Annotated in this window: 18 protein-coding genes; 7 read left to right on the plus strand and 11 right to left on the minus strand. The window is 64.6% G+C overall.

From position 1 onward, the window contains the following. Positions 1-4: 4 nt before the first annotated feature. The 3 genes from C6N40_RS02200 to rluD form a co-directional block, all read right to left on the minus strand. Positions 5-958, minus strand: a complete 954-nt coding sequence (locus C6N40_RS02200) for a tetratricopeptide repeat protein (protein ID WP_106989360.1) — start codon at positions 956-958, stop codon at positions 5-7. A 69-nt stretch (positions 959-1027) separates the two neighbouring features. After that, on the minus strand, positions 1028-1798 hold the full coding sequence (gene pgeF / locus C6N40_RS02205) for a peptidoglycan editing factor PgeF (RefSeq protein ID WP_106989361.1): 771 nt from the start codon (positions 1796-1798) through the stop codon (positions 1028-1030). 3 nt (positions 1799-1801) lie between these two features. After that, on the minus strand, positions 1802-2797 hold the full coding sequence (gene rluD, locus C6N40_RS02210) for a 23S rRNA pseudouridine(1911/1915/1917) synthase RluD (RefSeq protein WP_106989362.1): 996 nt from the start codon (positions 2795-2797) through the stop codon (positions 1802-1804). Between the two features lie 113 nt (positions 2798-2910). Here rluD and C6N40_RS02215 point away from each other — a divergent pair, with 113 nt between their 5' ends. Next, positions 2911-3750: an outer membrane protein assembly factor BamD gene (locus C6N40_RS02215; protein WP_106989363.1), complete on the plus strand. Its 840-nt coding sequence runs from the start codon at positions 2911-2913 to the stop codon at positions 3748-3750. Between the two features lie 46 nt (positions 3751-3796). On the opposite strand, the gene C6N40_RS02220 is transcribed toward C6N40_RS02215, so the two are convergent. From C6N40_RS02220 to sucC, 3 genes are all read right to left on the minus strand, one after another. After that, positions 3797-5425 (minus strand): NAD+ synthase, encoded by a 1629-nt coding sequence (locus tag C6N40_RS02220; RefSeq protein ID WP_106989364.1) that lies wholly within the window; start codon positions 5423-5425, stop codon positions 3797-3799. Between the two features lie 69 nt (positions 5426-5494). After that, positions 5495-6370 carry a succinate--CoA ligase subunit alpha gene (gene sucD, locus C6N40_RS02225; RefSeq protein WP_106989365.1) on the minus strand — a complete coding sequence of 292 codons (876 nt, stop codon included), beginning with the start codon at positions 6368-6370 and terminating at the stop codon, positions 5495-5497. A gap of 20 nt (positions 6371-6390) precedes the next feature. Beyond that, positions 6391-7554, minus strand: a complete 1164-nt coding sequence (sucC, locus tag C6N40_RS02230; protein ID WP_106989366.1) for an ADP-forming succinate--CoA ligase subunit beta — start codon at positions 7552-7554, stop codon at positions 6391-6393. Between the two features lie 114 nt (positions 7555-7668). Here sucC and C6N40_RS02235 point away from each other — a divergent pair, with 114 nt between their 5' ends. The 6 genes from C6N40_RS02235 to C6N40_RS02260 all read left to right on the plus strand — a co-directional run bounded on the left by C6N40_RS02235 (position 7669) and on the right by C6N40_RS02260 (position 15252). Then, complete coding sequence (locus C6N40_RS02235; protein ID WP_106989367.1) at positions 7669-9303, plus strand: sensor histidine kinase; 1635 nt, start codon at positions 7669-7671, stop codon at positions 9301-9303. Positions 9304-9353: 50 nt separating this feature from the next. Beyond that, positions 9354-10736, plus strand: coding sequence for a sigma-54-dependent transcriptional regulator (locus C6N40_RS02240; RefSeq protein ID WP_106989368.1), 1383 nt, complete (start codon positions 9354-9356; stop codon positions 10734-10736). Positions 10737-11023: 287 nt separating this feature from the next. Then, the gene (locus C6N40_RS02245; protein ID WP_106989369.1) at positions 11024-11440 is read left to right on the plus strand and encodes a pilin; all 417 of its coding nucleotides are present in this window, start codon (positions 11024-11026) and stop codon (positions 11438-11440) included. 190 nt (positions 11441-11630) lie between these two features. After that, positions 11631-12038 carry a pilin gene (locus C6N40_RS02250; RefSeq protein WP_106989370.1) on the plus strand — a complete coding sequence of 136 codons (408 nt, stop codon included), beginning with the start codon at positions 11631-11633 and terminating at the stop codon, positions 12036-12038. Between the two features lie 109 nt (positions 12039-12147). After that, positions 12148-14067, plus strand: coding sequence for a hypothetical protein (locus C6N40_RS13930; protein ID WP_162782033.1), 1920 nt, complete (start codon positions 12148-12150; stop codon positions 14065-14067). 30 nt (positions 14068-14097) lie between these two features. Next, positions 14098-15252: a DegT/DnrJ/EryC1/StrS family aminotransferase gene (locus tag C6N40_RS02260; protein WP_106989372.1), complete on the plus strand. Its 1155-nt coding sequence runs from the start codon at positions 14098-14100 to the stop codon at positions 15250-15252. Here C6N40_RS02260 and C6N40_RS14590 read toward each other — a convergent pair. The 5 genes from C6N40_RS14590 to C6N40_RS02285 form a co-directional block, all read right to left on the minus strand. After that, positions 15249-15641 carry an acyltransferase gene (locus C6N40_RS14590; RefSeq protein ID WP_106989373.1) on the minus strand — a complete coding sequence of 131 codons (393 nt, stop codon included), beginning with the start codon at positions 15639-15641 and terminating at the stop codon, positions 15249-15251. The genes C6N40_RS02260 and C6N40_RS14590 overlap by 4 nt on opposite strands. A gap of 143 nt (positions 15642-15784) precedes the next feature. Next, positions 15785-16384 carry a hypothetical protein gene (locus C6N40_RS02270; RefSeq protein ID WP_162782034.1) on the minus strand — a complete coding sequence of 200 codons (600 nt, stop codon included), beginning with the start codon at positions 16382-16384 and terminating at the stop codon, positions 15785-15787. Between the two features lie 311 nt (positions 16385-16695). Next, the gene (locus C6N40_RS14595) at positions 16696-17829 is read right to left on the minus strand and encodes a glycosyltransferase (RefSeq protein ID WP_106989375.1); all 1134 of its coding nucleotides are present in this window, start codon (positions 17827-17829) and stop codon (positions 16696-16698) included. After that, positions 17822-18532 carry a class I SAM-dependent methyltransferase gene (locus C6N40_RS14600; RefSeq protein ID WP_106989376.1) on the minus strand — a complete coding sequence of 237 codons (711 nt, stop codon included), beginning with the start codon at positions 18530-18532 and terminating at the stop codon, positions 17822-17824. The genes C6N40_RS14595 and C6N40_RS14600 overlap by 8 nt, the downstream gene beginning before the upstream one ends. After that, the gene (locus C6N40_RS02285; protein WP_106989377.1) at positions 18529-19389 is read right to left on the minus strand and encodes a glycosyltransferase family 2 protein; all 861 of its coding nucleotides are present in this window, start codon (positions 19387-19389) and stop codon (positions 18529-18531) included. The genes C6N40_RS14600 and C6N40_RS02285 overlap by 4 nt, the downstream gene beginning before the upstream one ends. Positions 19390-19437: the final 48 nt, after the last annotated feature.

Raw genomic sequence — 19437 nt, forward strand, 5'->3', positions numbered from 1 at the left:
GCGCTTACAGCTTCGCCAGCTCCGCCTTGGCCTCTGCCATGCCCGGGTCGAGCGCCAGCGCCCGCTGCAGGGCCTCGCGCGCGCCGGCCTTGTCACTGGCCAGCGCCAGGGCCTGGCCCAGGCGCCACCAGCCGTGCTTGTGCTCCGGCTGACCCGGACGCTCGGGCAACGCAAGGAAGCGCCGGAAGGCGGCGGCGCCCTCCTCCAGTCGCTGTCCCGAAACCACGGCGGTGCGGCCGAACTGGTACCAGGCGGCGGCGGCATCGGGTTTCTCACGGGTCCACGCGTCGAAATGCCCGAAGGCCGCGTCCCAGGCCTCGGCCTGCTGATGGACGATGCCGACGGTCATGCGGTAAGTCTCGTTGTCCGGGCGCCCTTGGTAGGCCGCCAGGTAGTGCTTGGCGGCTTCCTCCAGGCGCTCTTCCTGCTGGGCGATCCGGCCGAGCGCGTAATGGCCGCGCGGCGGATCGCGACGCTGCAGCTCGACGGCCTGGGCACGGGCCTTGTCGACGCTGCCGCCGACGATGCCCGGCGCCATCAGGTAGAACTCCACCAGCGCGGTGCGCGCCTCGTGCAGTCCCGGGTCGAGTTCGACCGCACGCTCGAAGGCGCGCCGGAGCTTGGGCGCCATCAGGCCCTGGCCGAAGGTGCCGAGCTGTCCGATGCGGTTGCCGTAGGCATTGCCCAGCCACAGGTGCGCCAGGCCGCTGCCCGGCGCGTCGTCGACCAGGTCTTCGGCCAGTTCGACCGCGTCCTTCGCGCGCTGCTCCTGGATCATCAGGCGGATCTGCAGGACACGCACCGCCGGGTCGTCCGGATGGGCCCGGAGCAATTCGGCGATGGCGGCAGGCGCGCCGGGGTCGCGCTCCCTGAGCAGGGCGTCGGCGCGGGCCGTGTCGGCGGCCTGGGCGAGGCCGGGCGTCAGGACGAGGCAGAGCAGCAGGAGCAGTCGCGTCATCGGGGGGACTCCGTCCGGGGGTAGCGTGCACGTTCGCACGAGCCGCCCCGGCCTGCACCCTGCCGGAAGTCAGCGGGCGCGCCAGGCCAGGGTCACGAGCCGGCCGCTGCGGCCGTCGCGCCGGTGCGAGAAGAAGCGCGACGGCTCGGCGATCGTGCACAGGCCACCGCCGTGCACTTCGGTGACGCCAGCCGCGGCGAGCCGGCGGCGCGCCAGGGCGCAGAGGTCGACGCGCCAGTGGCCGGGCCGGGTGGGGACGAAGGCCGAGGCGGCCCCGAGGTCGCCCGACACGAAGGCCTCGCGCACTTCAGCGCCGATTTCGTAGTGCGCCGGGCCGGCAGCGGGCCCCAGCCAGGCGACGAGCCCGGCCGGCGGCGTGGCCATGGCGGCCACGGTGGCCTCGAGCACGCCGGCCGCGAGGCCGCGCCAGCCGGCATGGGCGGCCCCGAGCTCGCCACCATCGCGGGCGGCGAAGACCACGGGCAGGCAGTCGGCGGTGAGGATGACGAGCACGACCCCGGGCTCGGAGGTGACGGCGGCATCGGCTTCGGGCGGCGCGGCGCTGTCTCCCCCGGCCTCCTCCGCGGCCGCGGCCGGGAACCGGACGACGGTGCGACCGTGTACCTGCCTGAGCCAGCGCGGTTCGGACGGCAGCCGGAGCCAGGCCGCCAGGCGGCGACGGTTTTCGGCCACCGCCGCCGGGTCGTCGCCGCAGTTCAGGCCCAGGTTGAGGCTGTCGAAGGGCGGCGCCGACACGCCCTCGCCCCCGCGCAGGCTGGTGACGGCGCGCACGCCGGGCGGCGCGGGCCAGTCGGCTTCGAGCCAGGCCGGCGCCGGCACGGTTCAGCCCTTGAAGACCGCGGTGTCCTCGCGCAGGTCGAGCACGAGGGCCTGCATGTCGGCCGGCATCGGCGCCTCGAGGGTCAGGGTCTCGCCGCTGCCGGGATGCACGAAGCTGAGCTTCTCGGCGTGCAGGGCCTGGCGCCGGAAGCCGTGCAGCCGCGCCACCAGGGCCTCGGTGGCGCCCTTGGGCAGGCGGAAGGCGCCGCCGTAGAGCGGGTCGCCAACGATCGGATGGCGCACGTAGGCCATGTGCACGCGGATCTGGTGGGTGCGCCCGGTCTCGAGCCGGCACTCGACCAGGGTGTGCGCGCGGAACTTCTCGCGCAGCCGGTAATGGGTGACCGCGTCGCGGCCGCCCTCCTTGAGCACCGCCATGCGCACGCGGTCGGTCGGGTGCCGGCCGATCGGGGCATCCACCGTGTTGCCGGCGACCATCGTGCCCTGCACCACCGCCAGGTACTGCCGGTGCACCTCGCGCCCCGACAGCTGCTCGACCAGCGAGGTGTGCGCACGCAGGGTGCGCGCGACCACCATCAGGCCCGAGGTGTCCTTGTCGAGGCGGTGCACGATGCCGGCGCGCGGCAGTTCGGCCAGCTTCGGGTCGAAATGCAGCAGGGCGTTGACCAGGGTGCCGCGCGGGTTGCCGGCGCCCGGGTGCACGACCAGGCCGGCGGGCTTGTTGATGACCAGCACGTCCTCGTCCTGGTGCACGATCTCCAGGGCGATGGCCTCCGGCAGGGCGTGGGTTTCGGTCTCGAGCCGCACCGACAGGGTGATGGGCTCGCCGCCGCGCACGGCCTCCTTGGGCTTGACCTGGCGGCCGTCGAGCAGGGCGTCGCCGGACTTGATCCACTCCGACAGGCGCGAGCGCGAGAAGTCCGGGAACAGTTCGGCCAGCACCTGGTCGAAGCGCCGGCCGGCGGATTCCATGGGTACCGAGGCTTCGAGCAGCTCGCGCTCGTTGTCGTCGATTTCGGGGGTGGTCTGGACGGGCATTGCGGGCATCCTGGGCCTGGGTGGGGGCCGGCCCCGGGTACATGGAGGCGACAGCGGGCTTTCCGGTATTATCCCCGAACTTGCTGCCCGCAGCGTCCAGACCCGCATTCCTGATGACCCGACCGACCGGCCTGTTCCGCCATTTCGCCATCCTGGCGCTGATCCTCAGCCTCGCCGGCTGCCAGACCATCGGCGGCTGGTTCGGGGGCGACAAGGAAAAGCCCACCGAGACCCTGCCGGTCGAAGAGATGTACCGGATCGGCAAGGGGGCCATGGACGGTGGCAACTACAACCGGGCCCAGCAGTACTTCCAGCGCCTGGTGGCCCGCTTCCCCTACGGCCCCTACAGCGAGCAGGCGCAGCTTGAGCTGGCCTACGTGCAGTACAAGCAGAGCCGGAACGTGGAGGCCACCTCCACCGTCGACCGTTTCATCCGCACCTACCCCACGCACCGCCACATCGACTACGCCTATTACCTCAAGGCGCTGATCAACTTCGACACCGGCCGCGCCACCCTGATGCGCCTGGTCGGCCAGGACATGTCCAAGCGCGACCTGGGCGCCACCACGCAGTCGCTCAACGACTTCGGCGAGGTGGTTCGCCGCTACCCGAACAGCCGCTACGCGCCGGACGCGCGCCAGCGCATGGTGTACCTGCGCAACCAGCTGGCCCGCTACGAGATCGGCGTGGGCGTCTATTACCTCGAGCGCGATGCCTACGTGGCGGCCGCCAACCGCGGCAAGTACACCCTGCAGACCTACCCGCAGAGCGAGTACGAAGGCGACGCGCTGGCCCTGATGGCGGCTGCCTACACCGCGCTGGGCCAGGAGCAGCTGGCCACCGACGCCCGCCGGGTGCTCGAGCAGAACTACCCCGACCACCCCTACCTGAGCGGCGACTGGCCCGAGGGCCGGGGCTTCTTCGGCAAGCTCAACCCCTTCGCGGGCAAGTAAGCGGACGCAAGGCCCTCCCCACGGAGGGCCTTGTTCTTTATGGACTTCAGTCCCGCCAGCCGGTGGTGATGGGGTAGCGGCGCTCGCGCCCGAAAGCCCGGTGCGAGACCTTCGGCCCGGGTGCCGCCTGCCGGCGCTTCCACTCGTTGACCCGCAGCAAGTTCAGCACGCGCGCCACCGTCGCCGCGTCGAAGCCCTCGGCGACGATCTCGGCCGGCGACAGGTCCTGGTCGATGTAGCGCTGCAGGATGCCGTCGAGCACGGCGTAGGGTGGCAACGAATCCTGGTCGGTCTGGTTCTCGCGCAGCTCGGCCGAGGGCGGCCGGGTGATGACCTCTTCCGGGATCACCCGCGAGATGCGGTTGCGCCAGTGGCACAGCGCCGTCACCTCGGTCTTGTACAGGTCCTTGATGGGCGCGAATCCGCCGCACATGTCGCCGTAGATGGTGGCGTAGCCGACGGCGTATTCGCTCTTGTTGCCGGTGGTGAGCAGCAGGCCGCCGAACTTGTTGCTCAGCGCCATCATCAGCGCGCCGCGGCAGCGCGACTGTAGGTTTTCCTCGGCGATGCCCGGCTCCAGGCCCGAGAACAGCGGCGCCAGCGCCTGCAGGAAGCCCTGGAACGGCGCCTCGATGGCCACGGTCTCCAGGCGGATGCCCAGCATCCGGGCCTGCTCCTCGGCCAGGTCGTTGCTCAGGCCGGAGGTGAAGCGCGAGGGCAGCCTCACCGCGGCCACGTTGCGGGCGCCGAGCGCGTCCACCGCCAGCGCGGCCACCAGGCCCGAGTCGATGCCGCCCGACAGGCCCAGCCAGACGCGGTCGAAGCCGTTCTTGCCGCAGTAGTCGCGGATGCCGCGCACGATGGCGCGCCAGGCCATGGACTCCCGGGACTCATCGTCTTCCTCCGGCCAGTGAACCCGGGTGAAGCGGCGCGCGCCGGCCTCGTAGTCGGCCACCAGCCAGTGCTCCTCGAAGGCACGGGCGGCGGGGTGCACGGTGCCGTCGCCATCGGCCAGCACCGAGGCGCCGTCGAAGACCAGCTCGTCCTGGCCGCCGACGGCGTTGAGGTAGGCCAGCGCCGCGCCGCCCTCCTGCACCCGCAGCGCCACCAGGGTGTCGCGCTGGGCGGTCTTGTCGCGCTCGAAGGGCGAGGCGTTGGGCACCAGCACCAGTTCGGCGCCCTGCCGGACGGTGTCGGCCAGCGGCTCGGGGAACCACAGGTCCTCGCAGACCACCAGGCCGACGGTGACGCCCCTGACCTCGAAGGTGCAGGCGCCGCCGTCCGGGTCGACGTCGAAGTAGCGGCGCTCGTCGAAGACCGCGTAGTTGGGCAGTTCGCGCTTGCGGTAGGTAGCCTGCACCCTGCCGTCGGCCAGCACGCTGGCGGCGTTGTAGACGATCGAGCCGGCGGCCTGCGGCCAGCCCACCACGGCGGTGATGCCGGTGCAGGCCCGGGCCACTTCCGCCAGCGCCTTCTCGCAGGCCTCCAGGAAGGCCGGCCGGTGCACCAGGTCCTCGGGCGGGTAGCCACTGAGCGCCAGCTCCGGGAACAGCACCAGGTCGGCCCCGTGTTTGTCCCGCGCCTCGGCCACCAGGGTGGCGATGCGCGCCGCGTTGGCCTGCACGGCGCCGACCGGGAAATCGAACTGGGCGAGGGCGAGGCGGAGGGTGGTCATGGCAGGGCCCGGGAAATTCGAAGGGCCGCACTGGGCGGCCCTTCGGATGTTACTGCGGGTGGCTGGCGATTACTTCTTGAGCTTGGCCGCGATCGCCGCGCCGAGGTCGCCGGGCGACTTGACGGTGGTGACGCCGGCCTTCTCGAGGGCGGCGAACTTGCCGGCCGCGGTGCCCTTGCCGCCGGAGGCGATGGCACCGGCGTGGCCCATGCGCTTGCCGGCCGGGGCCGAGGCGCCGGCGATGAAGCCGACAACCGGCTTGGTGACGTACTCGGCGATGAACTCGGCCGCCTCTTCCTCGGCGCTGCCGCCGATCTCGCCGACCATGATGATGCCCTCGGTCTGCGGGTCGTCCTGGAACAGCTTCAGGGCGTCGATGAAGTTGGTGCCGTTGATCGGGTCGCCGCCGATGCCGATGCAGGTCGACTGGCCGAGGCCGGCGTCGGTGGTCTGTTTCACGGCTTCATAGGTCAGCGTGCCCGAGCGCGAGACGATGCCGATCTTGCCCGGCATGTGGATGTGGCCCGGCATGATGCCGATCTTGCACTCGCCCGGGGTGATCACGCCGGGGCAGTTCGGGCCGATCAGCACGACGTCGTCGTAGCCGGCCAGGGTGTTCTTCACGCGCAGCATGTCGAGCACCGGGATGCCCTCGGTGATGCAGACGATGACGCGGATGCCGGCGTCGGCCGCCTCGAGGATGGCGTCGGCCGCGAACGGCGGCGGCACGTAGATGACGGACGCGTCGGCGCCGGTTTCATCAACGGCCTCGCGCACGGTGTTGAAGACCGGCAGGCCGATGTGGGTGGTGCCGCCCTTGCCCGGGGTGACGCCGCCGACGACCTTGGTGCCGTAGTCGAGCATCTGCTCGGCGTGGAAGGTGCCCTGCTGGCCGGTGAAGCCCTGGACGATGACCTTGGTGTTCTTGTTGACCAAAACGCTCATGGATTGTTGTCCTTGCAGGCTCAGGCGGCGACGGCGGCGACGGACTTCTTGGCGCCGTCGTTGATGTCATCGGCCGGGATGATGGCGAGGCCGGAGTTGCGCAGCAGTTCCTTGCCCTTCTCCACGTTGGTGCCTTCCAGGCGCACGATGACCGGGATCTTGACGCCGACTTCCTTGACCGCGGCGATGATGCCCTCGGCGATCATGTCGCAGCGCACGATGCCGCCGAAGATGTTGACGAAGATGGCCTTGACCTTGTCCGAGGACAGGATGAGCTTGAAGGCCTCGGTGACGCGCTCCTTGTTGGCGCCGCCGCCGACGTCGAGGAAGTTCGCCGGCTCGCCGCCGTTGAGCTTGATCACGTCCATGGTGGCCATGGCCAGGCCGGCGCCGTTGACCATGCAGCCGATGTTGCCGTCCATGGTGACGTAGTTGAGGTCGTGCTTGGAGGCCAGCACCTCGGTCTCGTCCTCCTGGCGGATGTCGCGCATCGCGGCCAGGTCGGGGTGGCGGAAGGTGGCGTTGTCGTCGGAATTGATCTTGCCGTCGAGCACGGCCAGGTCGCCGTTGGTGAGGATGGCCAGCGGGTTGAGCTCGACCAGGGCCAGGTCCTTGTCGTTGAACAGCTTGTACAGGCCCAGCATGATCTTGCTCAGCTGGTTGACCTGCTTGGCGTTCAGGCCCAGGGCGAAGCCCATTTCGCGGCACTGGTAGGGCTGCAGGCCCTGCACGAAGTTGACGTTGAGCGACTTGATCGCGTCCGGGTTCTCGGCGGCGACCTGCTCGATCTCGACGCCACCCTCGGCCGAAGCGATGAAGGTGATCGAGCGCGTGGCGCGGTCGACCAGCACGGAGAGGTAGAGCTCCTTGGCGATGTCGGTGGCCTGGGTGACCAGCACCGAGTCGACCGGCAGCTCGATGCCGGCGGTCTGGTAGGTGGCCATCTTGGTGCCGAGCATGCCCTCGGCGTACTTGCGCACGTCCTCGAGGGTCTTGGCCAGCTTGACGCCGCCGGCCTTGCCGCGGCCGCCGGCGTGGATCTGCGCCTTGACGACCCAGAAGTCGCCGCCAATGGCCTTGGCCGCGTCCACGGCCTCCTCGGGACTGCGGGCAACGCGGCCGGCCGGGACGGCGATGCCGTAGTCGGCGAACAGCTGCTTGGCCTGGTATTCGTGGAAGTTCATGCCGATACCTGTGTGGGAAAGGGGTCGCGAACGGGGGCGGTATTGTCGCCGCAACGGTGCCCCCAACGCAAAAACCCCCACCCTTGACAGACGGGTCCGGGGCATACTGGCGCCATGGCCCACGCCCCCCGAAAACCCGCCGGCCCCAGCCCCCAGCGCCGCGAACTCTATTTCTTCACGCTCTACCGGGTGCTCGAGGCGGCGCTGCTGGCCCTGGTGGCTTTCAGCCCGGCCGGGGGATACCTGCTGGAGATCCGCCAGCCGGCGGTGCTGCAGAGCATCGTGGTGCTCTACATGGTGGCGGCCATCGCCCTGCTGGTGGCCGGCTACCGCAGCGATCTGTCGCCGTCGCGCCAGACCGCCATCGGCCTGGGCATCGACATCCTGGTGGCCGCGGCCGTGCTGGCCACCACCTCGGGCAGCCAGGGCGGCGTGGCCCTGCTGCTGCTCTTCAACGTGGGCGCCGGTGCCCTGATCCTGCCGCAGAAGGCCGGCCTGGGCTTCGCCGGCGCGGCTTCGGCGGTGGTGCTGGTCGACAGCCTCTACCTGCGCGCGCTGGGGCTCCAGGATGTCCGGCCGCTGGCCGAATCGGTGATGTTTTCGGTGACCTACCTGGCCACGGCGGTGCTGTGCGAACTGCTGAGCCGGCAGGTGCTCGAGTCGCAGGCCCTGGCCGAACAGCGCGGCGAAGAGCTGGCCAACCAGGCCGAGATCAACGAGCTGGTGATCCGCCGCATCCGCACCGGCATCCTGGTGGTGGACGGGGACCACCAGGTGCGGGTGTGCAACGAGGCGGCCTGGGCCCTGCTGGGCAAGCCCTCGCCCGACCGCCGCCAGCTGTCCGACATCGCCTTGCCCCTGCACCGCAGCCTGCAGGCCTGGCGCCAGGGCCGCGGCGAGATCCCCAAGGCCATGACCCTGGGCGAGGGCGCGCCGGAGGTGCTGCCGCGCTTCGTCTCGCTGAGCCTGACCAACAACCTGTTCCTCATCTTCCTCGAGGACAGCCGGGTGTTCTCCGACCGGGCCGAGGAGCTGACCCTGGCCACCCTGGGCCGGCTGTCGGCCTCGATCGCCCACGAAATCCGCAACCCGCTGGCGGCAATCATGTATTCGGTGCAGCTGCTGGAGGAGTCGACCGACCTGCCCGAGGGCGACCAGCGCCTGCTGGAGATCATCCACACCCAGTGCCAGCGCATGAACGGCATCGTCCAGGACATCCTGGGCCTGGCCCGGCGCGAGCGCAGCCAGCCCGAGTCGGTCGACATCGGCCAGTTCGCCCGCAAGTTCGTCGACGAGTACCGGGCCAGCCACCCGCTGGAGACCGACATCCTCCAGGCCGTGTCCGAGCGCAGCGTACTGGCCATGGCCGACCCGCGCCACCTGCACCAGGTGCTGACCATCCTGGTGCAGAACGCGCTGACCTACGGCCGCCTGCCGGGCGAGCCGGCCAAGGTGACGGTGGCGGTGCGCAGCGCCCCGCCCGGCACCCCGCCGGAACTGAACGTGATCGACCGCGGCCCGGGCATCCCGGCCGCCGTGGCCAGCCAGATCTTCACTCCCTTCTACACCACCAGCGAGCACGGCACCGGCCTGGGCCTCTACATCGCCCAGCAGCTTTGCGAGGCCAACCAGTGCACGCTCAGCTACCAGCCGGTGCCGGGCGGCGGCAGCTGCTTCCGCATCATCCTGCCGCCGGGCATGACCCTGATGCAGGACGAGGCCTCGCCGGGCCGCCTCAATCTGGCCTGAGATACCCCGGTTCAGCTAAGGTGTAGGGGTCTCCAGCCCCCTTGTGAAGCATGGCCACCGCCCGAAGCGCCCTGGTAGTAGATGACGAGCGCGACATCCGGGAACTGCTGGTCCTGACGCTGGGCCGCATGGGCCTGCGCGTGGACACCGCGGCCGACCTGGCTTCGGCCCGGGCCCAGTTGGCCCAGGGCCGGTACGACCTGTGCCTGACCGACATGCGCCTGCCCGACGGCTCGGGCCAGGAGCTGATCGAGCACATCGCCCAGCGCTATGCCGAGACCCCGGTGGCGATGATCACCGCCTACGGCAACGTCGAGGCGGCGGTGAGCGCGCTCAAGGCCGGCGCCTTCGACTTCGTGACCAAGCCGGTGGACCTGGCCGTTCTACGCCGGCTGGTGCAGCACGCGCTCGAGCTCAACGAGCAGCGCAAGTCGGCCCCGGCCAGCGCGCGCCTGCTGGGCGACTCCCAGCGCATGCAGCAGCTGCGCCAGACCATCAACCGCGTGGCGCGCAGCCAGGCGCCGGTGTACATCAGCGGCGAGTCCGGCGTGGGCAAGGAGCTGGTGGCGAGGCTGATCCACGAGCAGGGCTCGCGGGCCGGCGGGCCGTTCGTGCCGGTGAACTGCGGCGCGATCCCCTCCGACCTGATGGAAAGCGAGCTGTTCGGCCACAAGAAGGGCAGTTTCACTGGCGCCCATGCCGACAAGGAAGGCCTGTTCCAGGCCGCGCAGGGCGGCACCCTGTTCCTGGACGAAGTGGCCGAACTGCCGCTGCACATGCAGGTCAAGCTGCTGCGCGTGATCCAGGAGAAATCCGTGCGCCCGGTGGGCGCCCAGGCCGAGCTGCCGGTGGACGTGCGCATCCTCTCGGCCACGCACAAGAACCTGGCCAAGCTGGTCGAGGACGGCAAGTTCCGGCAGGACTTGTACTACCGCATCAACGTGATCGAACTGGCCGTGCCGCCGCTGCGCCAGCGCCGCGAGGACATCCCGCTGATCGCCGAGGCCATCCTCAAGCGCCTGGCCGGCGAACAGGCCGACGGCCTGCCGGCCCTGAGCGAGGAGGCCGAGGCGGCGCTGTCGGCCTACCCCTTCCCGGGCAACGTGCGCGAGCTGGAGAACATCCTCGAGCGCGCCGTGGCCCTGTGCGACGGCCAGACCATCGAGGTGGCCGACCTCTACCTTCCCCAGGTGGACCAGCTGATCGGCCAGGAAGCCGACATGCCGCTGCGGCCCCTGGCCGCCGCGCCCTCGCCCGCCCTGCCGGCCGGCGCCGACGGCACCGCCCTGCCCGAGGCCATCGAGCAGATGGAGCGCGAGACCATCCAGAAGGCGCTCGAGGCCAACCGCTACAACAAGACCAAGACGGCGGCGGCGCTGGGGATTACGTTCCGGGCGTTGAGGTACAAGCTTAAGAAGCTTGGGATGGAGTGAGGCCTGGGGCGCGCCCGCCTCTTTTGTGAACTGCGTCACAGCCTCGGGTGACCAAAAGTGACCCTTAGCGTCACTTTCTGACAACCCCCGCGAAATTCGTGGCCTGTGTCCCGATTTCGGCTGGCCTTGCGTTGTTCCTTGTGCCTATATTCCGGCCTGTGCCACACCTTTCGAGGCTTGGCACAGTTGATGCTTCACCGATACAGCACGTGCTTCGGCACGGCTACCCAAGGACGGGATATCCGTTCGAAGACGTGACAATCACAATCCACCTAGGGGATTTACCCATGAAGAAGATCCAGAAAGGTTTCACCCTGATCGAACTGATGATCGTGGTCGCGATCATTGCCATCCTGGCCGCCATCGCGCTGCCGGCGTATCAGGACTACATCGCCCGCTCGCAGGTCACCACCGGCCTGGCCGACATCCGTGGCGGCGTGACGGCGTTTGAGGAAATCATCAACCGCGGCACCCCGTCGACCTATACCAACGTCGACATCGGCCTCGCCGCGACCACGACCCGCTGCGCTCCGATCACCGTCACTCCCGGTGCGGGTGGTTCCATCTCTTGCGCCCTGGAGGGCAACCCCAAGGTCAGCCCGCACAGCATCACGCTGACCCGTAATTCGGCCACCGGCACCTGGGCTTGCACCGCAAGCGCCGCTCTTGATCCGAAGTACCTGCCGAACGGCTGCACGCAGTAATAGTTGGATTTGGGCCGGGGCGCTGTCGGTCTATCCGGCTGCGCCCCGTACCCCAGAAAGACGATAGAAGTAGAACTACTCCAAAGTATCTTCAAGAGCGCAGGCAGATTCAGGGGACGGAATTGCAGCGCCCCGCAGTCGAGATGTCACTCAGCAACTCTGACAGTCCAGCGGGCTAGGGGGCCACGCCATGCGCATGACGAAGGGCTTTACGCTCATTGAGTTGATGATCGTTGTAGCGATCATCGCCGTCCTCGCGGCGATTGCCATCCCCGCCTATCAGGACTACAACATTCGAGCGCAAGTGGCTGCGGGACTTGCTGACATTACGGGCGGCAAACCCCTCTACGAGAGTCAGGTCATCGCCCTCAGCTCTACGACTTTCAATATTTCCGACATCGGCTTGCGAAGCACCACCACGCGCTGCAGCAATATATCGATGGACCCTAATCCGACCGCCGGCTATATCCAGTGCATTTTGGCTGGAAACCCGAATATAGCAGGCAGCTATATTCGTCTTGAGCGAAGCAGCGCAGGCGTCTGGAGCTGCAGGTCAGACATCGCTACGTCCCGCTACCTACCTGAAGGCTGCTACTGACCGTCCCGGGACGCGACCCAGAGGCGCCTGGAGGTGACCACCCCCTCCCTACCCGTGCTTTGTGAGTGACTTTCGGCCAGAATCCGGGTACGCCGAACCGGATCACGGTATGCACCCTCTCTCTCGCAGCGCCTTTGCATGGTTGCTTTTAATTGCCGCCCTCACTCTATCTGCGTTTTGGCCCGGCGTAAGCGGCGGATTCCTTTTTGACGATTATCCCAACATCGTCAAACAAGAACGCGTACACATCACCGAACTGACCACTGAAAGTCTCGCCAGCGCCTGGTCAGCTTTTCCAATTGGTCCGCTTGGACGTCCACTTGCGATGGTGAGCTTCGCGGTCGACCATTATTTCTTTGGACTTGATCCGCGCGGATACAAGATCACCAGCCTGGCGGTCCACACGGTTAATGCACTACTGGTTTTCTCGCTACTGACGCAACTTCTCAAGATGCGTCACGAAAGGAGCAACAACCCACTGATGCCTGCGGCACTGCTTGCAGCGCTTTGGGCGATTCACCCATTGCAGGTCTCGACCGTGCTTTATGTAGTGCAACGGATGGAGATGCTGTCGATCACCTTCTTGCTGACCGCACTGATTTGCTATCTGCATGGAAGAAGGTTGCAGATGGCGGGAATTCGCGCATGGCCGTGGCTGATTACTTGTCTGCCGCTGATTGCACTGGGGCTTCTGTGCAAGGAGACCGCCGCGCTATTCCCCGCATTCGCACTTGCGCTGGAACTCACAGTCTTACGTTTTCGTTGCGCCTCGACACGAAGCGCAACCATCCTGAAGTGGTCATACGGCATATTCGTCCTCGCTTCAGTTGCGGCACTTTTGCTCCTGGTGCTGCCCCGCTTTGGAAGTCCAGACGCTTATGCCATTCGCAGCTTCACGCTCGAAGAGCGCTTGCTAACGCAACTCCGCGTACTGCCGACTTATCTCGCATGGATAGTTATTCCCCAGCCGGCAAACTACACCTTCTACTACGACACATATCAGTTCTCAACCGGATTACTCTCGCCGCCAACGACACTCCTTGGCGGCCTGTTTCTTGCAGTTCTCGCTTCTTCAGCGATCTGGCTTCGTAACAGACATCCGATCCTCTCGCTGGGAATTGCGTGGTTCTTCATTGCCCACTCGCTGACCAGCAACATCATCCCACTGGAGCTCGTATTCGAGCACCGAAACTACTTCGCCATTCTAGGCGTCCTCCTCGCGCTGTTCGCGATAATTGAAGCAGCGCCCCGTGGAGAGATTCCCAGGGTCCGATCCGTAGCTGTGACCGTAGTCACGATCGGATTTCTACTGCTGACGATGATTAGGAGCGCCGGCTGGGGCAGCCCGTTGCACTTGGCTCTGGAACTCGCCGAACGAAACCCTGAATCCTCGAGAGCAAGCATGGACCTCGGGGAACAATACATGCTCCGTGCCGGCCAAGATCCGGACTCACGCTACTACCGGATGGCGCTCAACGAATTTGAAAGAGGAAGCAACATCCCTGGCTCTTCGCCATTGCTAGAGCAGGGGCTGATCATTCTTGCCCTGACGGCCAACCAGCCCGACAAGGTCGAATGGTGGGATCGGCTAATCCAGAAGCTAAAGCAAAGGACCGTCGGCCCTCAGGAAGTTTCGATGATCACCGACTTCCTCGCCAAACGGGAGCGAGGCCTTCCGTTGAACGACGAGAAGTTCGCGGAAGCCTATATGGTGGTAGTAAACAAGGTGAGTATGCCTGCTAGGCAGTACTATGCGATCGGACTGCATGCGCTCAGGCATCTTGAGGATGAAGCGCTCGCCCATGTGCTCTTCAGCACTGCAGTGAACAAGAGTCTGGACAACCCCACCTTCATTGTCGGAATGGTGGATGCCCTGAACCGAACCGGCCACGAGAACAGTGCACGGCTGCTGGCACAGCACGCGAATAAGGTGGCGGGCCTGAGAATCCCGGTTCCGCCGACTGTCGAGCGACTAAAGCCGCCCTCTGAGATACCTAGCACACCAACCAAACCAAACAGTGAACCATGAACCGGCCGCAGGAATTCGGGAACTAGAGCGATGAACAAGGACTTCTTGGTCTTTGCAGCACCGGACATTCAGGAGGAAGAAATCCGAGAGGTCGAGGAGTGCCTCCGTTCGGGCTGGCTTGGAACGGGACCAAGGGTAGCGAGGTTCGAGAAAGACTTTGCCAGCTACAAGGGCGTCGCACCGGGCCATGTCGCGGCAGTGAACTCCTGTACCGCTGCACTTCACGTGAGCATGGTGGCAGCCGGCCTTGAACCTGGCTCAGAAGTGATAACGACCCCGCTTACGTTTTGCGCAACTGTGAATGCGATCATCCACGCCGGGCTCACGCCGGTTCTTGCGGATGTCGACCCTGAAACACTTAACATCAACCCAGATGCGATTGAGGCCGCAATAACCCCAAGGACCAGAGCGATTCTTCTGGTTCATTTCGCAGGCAGACCGTGCGACATGGATCGGATTATGGCGCTGGCCGAGAGGCACAGATTGGTAGTGATCGAGGACTGCGCACATGCGATTGAGTCGGAGTATCGCGGCAGGAAGACGGGAACTTTCGGCGACTTTGGCTGCTTTAGCTTCTACGTGACCAAGAACGTAGTGACCGGCGAAGGCGGCATGATAATTGCCAAGAATCTCGAGCATGCGGGACGCGCACGCATCCTATCCCTCCACGGAATGAGCAAGGATGCGTGGCACCGCTTCAGTGACAAGGGATATCGTCACTACCAAGTCGTGGAATGCGGATTCAAATACAACATGATGGACGTGCAGGCAGCGATAGGAATTCATCAACTTGCCCGCGTCGAAGCAGCTCTTAGTAAGCGAGAGGCGATTTGGTCTTTGTACATGGATGGCCTCAAGGATCTCCCCATCAAGCCGCCCCCCATCCCTGAAGCGGATACGCGGCACGGACTACATCTCTTCACGATACAGATCGACCCCGGGTCGGCCGGATTATCACGAGACGATTTCTTGGATGGGATGAACAAGCTTGGTGTTGGCACCGGCGTCCACTACTTATCTGTGCCTGAGCACCCCTACTATCAGACCAAGTATGGGTGGCGCCCGGAACAGTGGCCAAATGCAATGGATATTGGCCGCCGAATAGCTAGCCTTCCACTTTCACCAAAACTGACAGAGTCGGATGCTCGCAGGGTCGTAGAATGCGTCAGGAAATTACTAGGTTAGGGCTCGCGAACCTGCTTGGCTCCCACGCGCCTGATCGCACGAGCAGGAGACCCTGCGTAGACAAACCCTCCCGGCAGCTTTGATCTGACCAAGGCCCCTGCGCCAACCACGCTTTGCGCTCCCAGCTCGGCACCCTCGAGAAGGATCGCGCCAGCGCCGATCCAACAGTCCATCCCAACTTCACAACCGCCCGCGGATGGCGGAAAGTGCTGAGCGAGTGAATTGCCCTGCGAAGCTCCAGGGTCATGATGTGTCAACAGGACACAGCGGGCCGAAATGGTCGATCGGTCACCTATGAGAAGCGGGCCAGCCAGGTCCAGAAGCACATCCGGTCCGATATAGACACCCTGGCCGATGCGCAGGTTGGAAAGACCCAGCTCATGGTTCATGAGTCTGCACCCGTGAATACGAACGCCCCGCCCGATCGAAGCGCCAAGAATGCCGAGCCCAATGGCACGCCATCTAGGATGGGGCAGCCTCGAAACAACCCCCCACGCCAAGACTCTCGCCGCGATGACTAGCGCCTTTGCTTTCAACCTTGCATTCTCCTCGACGCAAGCAGCCACATCGCCCCTACGATGGCGGAAACGACGTCAAGGAGCAGGAGCCAAATGCGGCCATAGATTGCGAGCAACAACAAACTTTTCGTCGGAAGAGGCCAAGGTAGCGTCTCTAGCCAAATGAACGCAGCTTCACGAACTCCCAGTCCCGCAGGCAGCAATGAGAGAAGTCCAAGAACGATCGATGCGGACGAAAGACCGTAAAGTGAGAAGGACTCTTCAAGCGGGTACCCCAGCCACAGTGAATAGACAGAAAGCCAAGCCAGGCAACCCGATATCCCCAACAGTGCCGTCCAAAGGACAAGTTTGGGCGGATCAAATGCAATCGCGATACCCTTGATCCTGCCACTTCCGAGCCTGGCGACAGCTGCCATCGTGACCCGAAGCGCCGCCAGGAGCAAAAGCGGCATGACCATAATGAACGCGATTAGGCCGGGCCAACTGAGCATAAAGTACGTTGCGCACGCAAAGAAGCCACCCAACTGCGCGAGCATGAGGCACAAGAAAACCGAAAGATTGCCCGACATTAGATCGGGGAGCGTTGCCTTTTGGCCGAATATGATCTTTTGCATCAGAAGCGCCCACACTCGACCTGGAACGTACTTCGCAAGCTGGGAAACAAGGAACACAGCAGGCGCGCTCTTATTCGCCGGCGCCACTGCACCGAAGGTGGACCTGAAGCAGTGGGCCGCTATGAAGAGTTGCATTAGCCCGAAGACAACTGCCACTACCAGTCCCCACCATCGCCCCTCGGGCGGCCACCACAGGAAATTCTGCGGTAACGACATGGCCACCTGCCACAGTGAGCCAAATGCGATCGCCGTGATGATTGCCCCTGCGCCATACTTGGCAATCTGCCAGTGGCGTCTACTCACAGGCCTAGTCACGAGTGACCTCGCATCAATTCAATTATTCTCTGCGCGGCTCCCTCAGGTCTGAATAGCTTCAGGCATCGAGAAAGCTCACTTTCATCATGTCCATCTTGGAAGCTCGCCCTTATTGCATCTGCAAATTCGACCGCAGAGACCCCCGATGCGACCCACCCCATTCCCGGCCTTATAAGTTCAGGAATATCGCCGACAGGCATTGACACTATCGGCAGCGCTGCACAAAGCGCATCCGAAAACACGACTGGTATGCTTTCAATGCGAGATGGCAGTAGCAGTCTGTCTGCCCGCCCAAGCGCTCGCGAAGCCTCTGCAGAGTTCAGGTACCCGCTCAAGCGAATAGGCCGCCCGGCGCGCGACAGCGCCTCAACACCTGCTCTGACAACGGGCTCAAGCGGACCTCCGCCAGCGATATGAACCTCCTCGATCAAGGTCCAATCTTCTTCATTTAGCAGCTTCAACGCCTCCAGTAGAAGGTCCGTACCCTTGTTGAAGTGCCAGCGTCCAAGATAGAGAAGCCTGAAGGGAGCTCTGTTTCTGGCCGGAGCGTGACGGACAACCTTGAGACTCCTTGAGCTCGGAAGGAAGTCGAAGGGCGCACCCGTAAAGGACTCCGCGTCTCTGGCTAACTGAAATCCATCCGCGAAGCGCCACATCGCACTCCTCGACACCTTGGCCAACAGGGGTCCAACCAACGGGACTCTTGCCAAGGCCCAGATGTCACTTCCGAGCGCCCAAACGGAATAGGGCACTGCATGACGCTTAGAAACAATCCTTGCGGCCCACCCTGATGGCAGGATCCAGAGAGCCAGAACATGCGCGACGCGGCCATCGCGGCTAGCCGCGAGTGATTGCCGTCGTAGCGAAAATAGTGCCACAGCAATCGCGGGCCAGTGCCAAGGCTTGGCCGGGGAAAGAAGTGACAGCGGCCTTGATCCAGCAGCGAAGCGCCAGACATGACCCCCTGAAGCACCTTCGATGCGCTCGGATCTGCCTGGAGCCACCACTCGCACGGGCGATTTTTTTGAGAGCTCGCGGACAAAGTCAGCTACAAACGAACCCGCCGCCTCGCTCCCGTCTGCGGAGGAGGGATACGACGTTGTTATAACAAGGATCACATCCTTATCCATTCGGCTTACGAAGTTCGACTTGAATCCCGGAGGAGAGTCCACGCCAAGGGAACCACAACTTGGAAATCAACCAACTTCCGACATTGATCAACAAAATCAATGGCAGGGCGACCGGGGCTACCAGCAAGGCTCTCCAAGCCCCGATCGCCCCCAACGGACCAGCTAAGGCTAGGCAGGCCATTAGCCCTGCTGATTCCACTGCTGACCCTGTTTCCTCTACCTGCACCGACTCAAGGCCATGAAGCTTGATGCTTCGCTCCCAGCCATGCCTGGTCCAACGCTGATAGTCATGGGGCGCATCATGGACAGGGTAGATGAAGGGCATTGACAAACAGGCCCGTCCATTTGGGCGCAGCACTCTCGAGACCTCTCGGAGTAGGGACTCAGGATCCCTAACGTGCTCTATCACCTCCAAGCAGACCACTAAGTCAACGGAATTACTTCGTACAGGAAGAGACGCCGCGTCCGCGAGAATATGAGGCCGCGCCCCATAAAGGCTCAAAGCAGTCCTTGGGTAGTCCAGTGCGACATATTTTGCTTCGGGTGGAACGAGCCTCTCGATCCAGCGATCACCAGCTCCGATGTCCAGGACGACTCCCTGAGCGACTCGCACAGCACCTGGCGCCTTGCGCGGGCCCAACAACCACTGAGGATGCAGCGGTGTCCGCCGCGCAATACCCAGGATGGCACGCAGGTGACTCACTGGCGCGAGGTACGGTTATAGGTGAGCGAGGTTATCTGCTCGGAGATCAGGCCTATCAGGAACACGATTACCGCCGCGCTGAAGAGCAACGCACTCATGTTGGTGAATCTTCCGTAGCTTAGATATGTGAAAATGTAGTAGCTCGCACCGAGCACAAAGAACCCTCCTCCGACGGGCACAAAGAGCTTTAGTGGCGAGTACAACGTGGCGATCTTGAATATGATCAGAAGAAACCGAATGCCGTCTTTCAACGGTCGGATATGACTTGCGACACCTACCCGCCTGCTGACGCGCGAGGGCACATAGGCCACTGGGTAGGCACTGCGGAAGAAAGCCATGGTGCTGGTCGTGGGATAGCTGAACCCATTTGGCAGCAAATGAAGGAATTCACGAAAAAGGTCCGCGCGAACAGCCCGGAAGCCCGATGTCAGGTCAAGGATCGTGTGGCCGGTCATCCATGAGGCCAGCTTGTTGTACAAGCGGTTCGCTAGGCTTCGCCCGAGGCTGGCCTGGCCAGAGCCATCGCGAGCGCCAACCACCATGTCGTAACCCTCGTTGAGCTTGTCTAACAACCCCTGAATTTCCAACGGATCGTGCTGCCCATCGGCATCCATGAAAACCAGTACATCCCCATTGGCAGCACGAGCCCCCCGCTTGATGGCCGCCCCATTGCCCATCGAGTAGGGCGAACTCAACACACGAGCACCAGCCGCGCGGGCGACGGCAGCGGTCTGGTCGGTTGACCCGTCGTCCACCACGATCACCTCGGCCTCCGGCAGCACCCCGGCGATGGCCGGCAGTGTCCGCCGCAGCCCCTCGGCCTCGTTCTTGGCAGGGAGGATGATGCTGATTTTCATGAATTCCCCGGATCCAACTGATTCTGGGGTACTTTACACGGACGCCCG

The sequence above is a fragment of the Arenimonas caeni genome (assembly GCF_003024235.1).
Classification (GTDB): domain Bacteria; phylum Pseudomonadota; class Gammaproteobacteria; order Xanthomonadales; family Xanthomonadaceae; genus Arenimonas; species Arenimonas caeni.